Below are 4,495 nucleotides of genomic sequence, written 5' to 3'. Positions count from 1 at the left end.
AGACGATATCACGCTGCGACACGCTCACGCCTTTAATTTGCACATACAGCGAATCACCAACATCCAGTTGTAGCTCATCGGCCGCCCATTTGGTTACCGTAGCCCACAGGTAACACCCTTCGCCTAACTTGAGTTTTATCCCCACACTCTGTTTATCAGTACCTAGAGGCTGCTTTTCAAGCTGGCAAATCTGCGCAGGCAGAATATTACGAATTGACGTCTGATTTGGCTTATCAAGCACCACCGAAACATCATTTGCACGGATCTGTAATCGCAGTGCCGAGCCTACCTCGCCTTCCACATATTGCACCCAAAGTTTGACATCATCTGCAAGCGAGACCTGTGTGAGCGCATAATCTTTGTTGTGCTGGCAGATGTGGGCAGAAAACAGACTGCTTTGGTCGGCAAATGATTGCCAAGGTCGCATATAATTTGAAGACCACACTTGCTCTAGCTCACCGCTTATCAGCACAGCGCCCTGTTCTAACACAACTAAATGATTAGCCAGACGCAAAATTTCATTCATGCTGTGCGTCACATAGAGAATTGGAATGTGCACGCTATGAGCCAGTTCTTCCAAAAAAGGCATCACTTCACGTTTGCGCGGCATATCGAGTGATGCCAACGGCTCATCCATCAATAAAATATCTGGCTTGGATAGTAAGGCTCGGCCAATCGCTACTCGCTGTTTCTCCCCACCCGATAAATCATGCGGATAACGTGTAAGTAATGGCGCTAAAGCCAATAATTTTACGATAGCGGCGAAGTGGTCGGCATCCTTTTTTTTGACACCATAGTTTAAATTGCCATGAACGGTGTAATGTGGAAACAATCGAGCATCTTGAAAAACGTAACCAACATTGCGCTTTTCAACAGGCAAGTTAATTTTTTTTCGTTGACTAAATAGGATGCGGCCATTGATCTCGATTTCACCAAGTTCAGGCTTCACCAATCCACTAATAATATTGATGAAGGAGGTTTTACCCGCCCCTGAACGCCCGAAAACAGCACAAATACCACGGCTTGGTAAAACCAAATCCGCATTAAGCTTGATATCACCTAACTGTTTTTCAAATTGAATCTTTAACCCACTCATCATTGAGTCCCTAAGCGCCGAGTCATTCGGCGGCTAATCACTTCAGAAATGAATAACGAAGCCAAGGCAATCGCGATGGAGATAATACACAAACGCATCGCTTCCATTTCGGCTCCTGGCGTTTCTAAAAAGTTATACATCGCAAGAGGAAGCGTTTGTGTTTCACCGGGAATATTGGACACAAAGCTAATGGTGGCCCCAAACTCGCCTAGGCTGCGAGCAAAAGAGAGCATCGCACCAGTGATCAGCCCGGGTATCGTTAAGGGTAATGTAATGGTCAAAAAAACTTTGAGTGGTGAAGCGCCTAAGGTTCGAGCCGCTTGCTCTAACTTAGGATCGACGCTTTCAAGGCTTAAACGAATCGCACGAACCATCAAGGGCAGTGCGATGATGACACACGCCAACACGGCTCCACGCCAACTGAAGCTGAAACGCAAGCCAAACATATTATCAAACCACTGCCCAATTACGCCTTGTTTACCCATGGTGATCAACAGAAGATACCCCACGACCACTGGCGGTAAAACGAGCGGCAAATGCACTAGGCTATCCAATATACTTTTACCCCAAAACTGCTTTCTGGCGAGTAGCCACGCAAAAAACATTCCCAGCGGTAAAAGCCAAAGCACGGTATAAATCGCGACTTTTAAGCTCAGTTGCAGTGCAACCCATTCATATTCAGAAAGCAAAGGAATCCGTTCCTGTTATCACGCTAAAACCGTAGTTCTGTAAGATACTTTTTGCTTGATCGCTGCGTAAAAAAAGCATGAATTGATTCACCGTATCACGCTCAGTTAGCTGCACTAAAGGATAATGGATGGCGCTGTGTAGGCTTGAATCAAATTCGTGTACCACTTTGACCTTATTGCTCATCAATGCATCCGTCTTATATACAATACCAAGTGCGGCTTCTTGACGTTCCACTAGCGCAAGCGCTAAACGTACGTTATTGGTTTGAGCCAGCATAGGGGCGAGCGACGACCACACTTTTAACTTTTCTAGTGCCTCTTTGGCATACATTCCCACAGGCACTGCCATTGTGTTACCTATCGCTAAACGTGAACCGTTCAAGGCGTCAAGCCATGCCGCAACATCATTTACCACCAGCGAATTGAGCTTCGACGATTGAGGGGCGATAAGCACCAGCTGATTTCCAGCCAACAATGTGACCTTATCGCTCGTCACAATGTTCTTGTTAAGCAAGTGAGTAACCCAGTTATCATTGGCTGAAATAAAAATATCCGCTGGTGCACCTTGCTCAATTTGACGAGCAAGCGCGGATGAACCCGCATAAACGGGCACAATATCTAACGGTTGTTTCGGCTGGTAAGCCGCAATCAATTCATTAACCGCATTCGTCATGGATGACGCTGCATAAACAGTGATTTTCTCTTGTGCATAAACCGCCGTACAGCACAGCATGGCGACGATAGAGAGCAGTATTTTTCTCATGTTAACGCTCCGTTAATTCTGGCCATAATAAGGCCAAGTTCAAATGCTCTTCAATCGCATCCGCAATGCGGTTAATGGCTTGTTCTTTTTGCGCCACATGATCGTAATAACTTATATCAGCGGCACCAGCCCAGCGACAGATAAGCTCAGTTGCAGGAAAACTATCAAAAATTCCGTGCATGTAAGTCCCCAACACTTGCTGGCAATCACTTAATAAACCGTCACGGTTGCCATTGTCTAACGTGATGATTGCTGAGGATGATGCATCATCGAGCGTTGTGCGTCCAACGTGGATCTCGTAGCCTGAGACCTTCGCTTTACCTTGCGGTAAAATAAGCTCGCCTTGAACATTCCTGAGCGTTTTTTCAGCGGTGAGTTCTGTACTGACGTTCAACAACCCCAGTCCTTCACTTTCGCCCGCTCCACCTTCAACGCCGAGTGGATCGCGAATTACCCGACCTAACATTTGGTAACCACCACAAATGCCCATCACTTTGCCTCCGAAACGCAAGTGACGTTTGATATCCTGATCCCAACCTTGCGAGCGAAGATACGCAAGATCGTCCCTTACAGATTTACTGCCCGGAAGCAGAATCAGATCCGCATTTTCGATCCGTTCACCCTTTCCCACATAACGTAAGTCAACATCAGGATTTAAACGCAACGCATCAAAATCAGTATGGTTACTAATGCGAGTCAACACTGGCACCACAATATTCAATTTACTGTTGCTGCTGAGGGTTTGCGCTTGAGTGATCGCATCTTCAGCTTCTAAATCAAAGCCATGTAAATAAGGCAGCACACCAATGACGGGTTTACCCGTTTTTGCTTCTAACCAATCAAGGCCAGATTGCAGTAACGCAATATCACCTCGAAAGCGGTTAATCACAAACCCTTTTACACGCAGCTGTTCCGATTCAGAAAGCAGTGCTAACGTGCCATACAGATGAGCAAATACACCGCCTCTATCAATATCGGCAATGATAATCACAGGTACATCGGCCGCTTCAGCAAACCCCATGTTAGCAATGTCATTTTCGCGTAGGTTGATTTCAGCCGGGCTTCCCGCCCCTTCAATCATGACACTTTGATACTCGGCTTGTAACCGAGCGTAGGAATCAAGCACAGTATTCATCGCGACTTTCTTATAATCGTGATAACCCGTTGCTTCCATATTAGAGAGCGCTCTGCCTTGCAGGATAACCTGCGCACCCGTGTCTGAATTTGGCTTGAGTAATACAGGGTTCATGTGTACCGATGGCTCAACGCCACACGCTTGAGCCTGAACAGCTTGCGCTCTCCCGATTTCGCCACCATCGGCCGTCACCGCACTATTGAGCGCCATGTTTTGCGGCTTAAAAGGGGCTACTTTTATTCCTCGACGTGCTAACACTCGGCATAAGCCTGCAACTAGCACACTTTTTCCAGCGTCGGAAGTGGTGCCCTGCACCATCAATGACCTTAATGTTGATTCCATATTAACTCTACGATAGGCGTTTGCTGGTAATCATACCGTCACAGCTGCTACTCACTCAATAAAATGAATGGAATATTAATGTTCCGCTCAGAGTGTGTTCAACATCTTAGTGTTTAAATCGCTTCATCAAAACAACAAACCCATAGAGGAATTAAAAATGAAACGTACAACACTAGCCCTAGCAGCTTCGATGATTATTGCTCCTGTTTTCGCTTTTGCAGGTAACCATAACCAAAACAGTAATACCATCAATTACAATGGTCCTATCGAACTTACGTCTGTGGAATCGTTGCTAAAAGACACCAATATGTTTACAGAAAAGCATGTTGTAGTTGAAGGAAAGTTGATTCGTCAAATCAGAAAAGACACATTCGTATTCAGTGATGGCAACGGTGAGATTCAAGTAGAACTGGATGATGATATCCACTTCACAGCGCCACTCAATGCCGAGACTAAGGTTCGCCTTTATG

Annotated in this window: 5 protein-coding genes; 1 reads left to right on the top strand and 4 read right to left on the bottom strand. The window is 45.9% G+C overall.

Translation table 11 applies throughout. The features are described from left to right. The 4 genes from modC to B9J84_RS05980 all read right to left on the bottom strand — a co-directional run. On the bottom strand, positions 1–1,096 hold a 1,096-nt coding region (modC, locus tag B9J84_RS05995; protein WP_179217529.1), incomplete at its 3' end, for a molybdenum ABC transporter ATP-binding protein ModC. Continuing rightward, entirely contained in the window at positions 1,096–1,785 is a 690-nt protein-coding gene (gene modB / locus B9J84_RS05990) for a molybdate ABC transporter permease subunit (protein WP_010318433.1), read from the bottom strand. The genes modC and modB, both read right to left, overlap by 1 nt. Beyond that, positions 1,775–2,548 (bottom strand): molybdate ABC transporter substrate-binding protein, encoded by a 774-nt coding sequence (gene modA / locus B9J84_RS05985; RefSeq protein WP_094123753.1) that lies wholly within the window; start codon positions 2,546–2,548, stop codon positions 1,775–1,777. The genes modB and modA overlap by 11 nt, the downstream gene beginning before the upstream one ends. Position 2,549: 1 nt before the next feature. Further along, positions 2,550–4,025, bottom strand: a complete 1,476-nt coding sequence (locus B9J84_RS05980; protein WP_017047220.1) for a cobyric acid synthase — start codon at positions 4,023–4,025, stop codon at positions 2,550–2,552. Between the two features lie 157 nt (positions 4,026–4,182). Here B9J84_RS05980 and B9J84_RS05975 point away from each other — a divergent pair. After that, a partial coding sequence (locus tag B9J84_RS05975; RefSeq protein ID WP_143698839.1) for a NirD/YgiW/YdeI family stress tolerance protein occupies positions 4,183–4,495 on the top strand: 313 nt, incomplete at its 3' end.

The sequence above is a fragment of the Vibrio sp. V03_P4A6T147 genome (genome assembly GCF_002241085.1).
Taxonomy (GTDB): Bacteria; Pseudomonadota; Gammaproteobacteria; order Enterobacterales; family Vibrionaceae; genus Vibrio; species Vibrio anguillarum.
This window is presented reverse-complemented; position numbering and strand designations above follow the sequence as displayed.

Bases quoted from the DNA above. Each gene is read 5' to 3' on its own strand.
- modA (WP_094123753.1), bottom strand. From the start codon at position 2,548: ATGAGAAAAATACTGCTCTCTATCGTCGCCATGCTGTGCTGTACGGCG.
- B9J84_RS05980 (WP_017047220.1), bottom strand. From the start codon at position 4,025: ATGGAATCAACATTAAGGTCATTGATGGTGCAGGGCACCACTTCCGAC.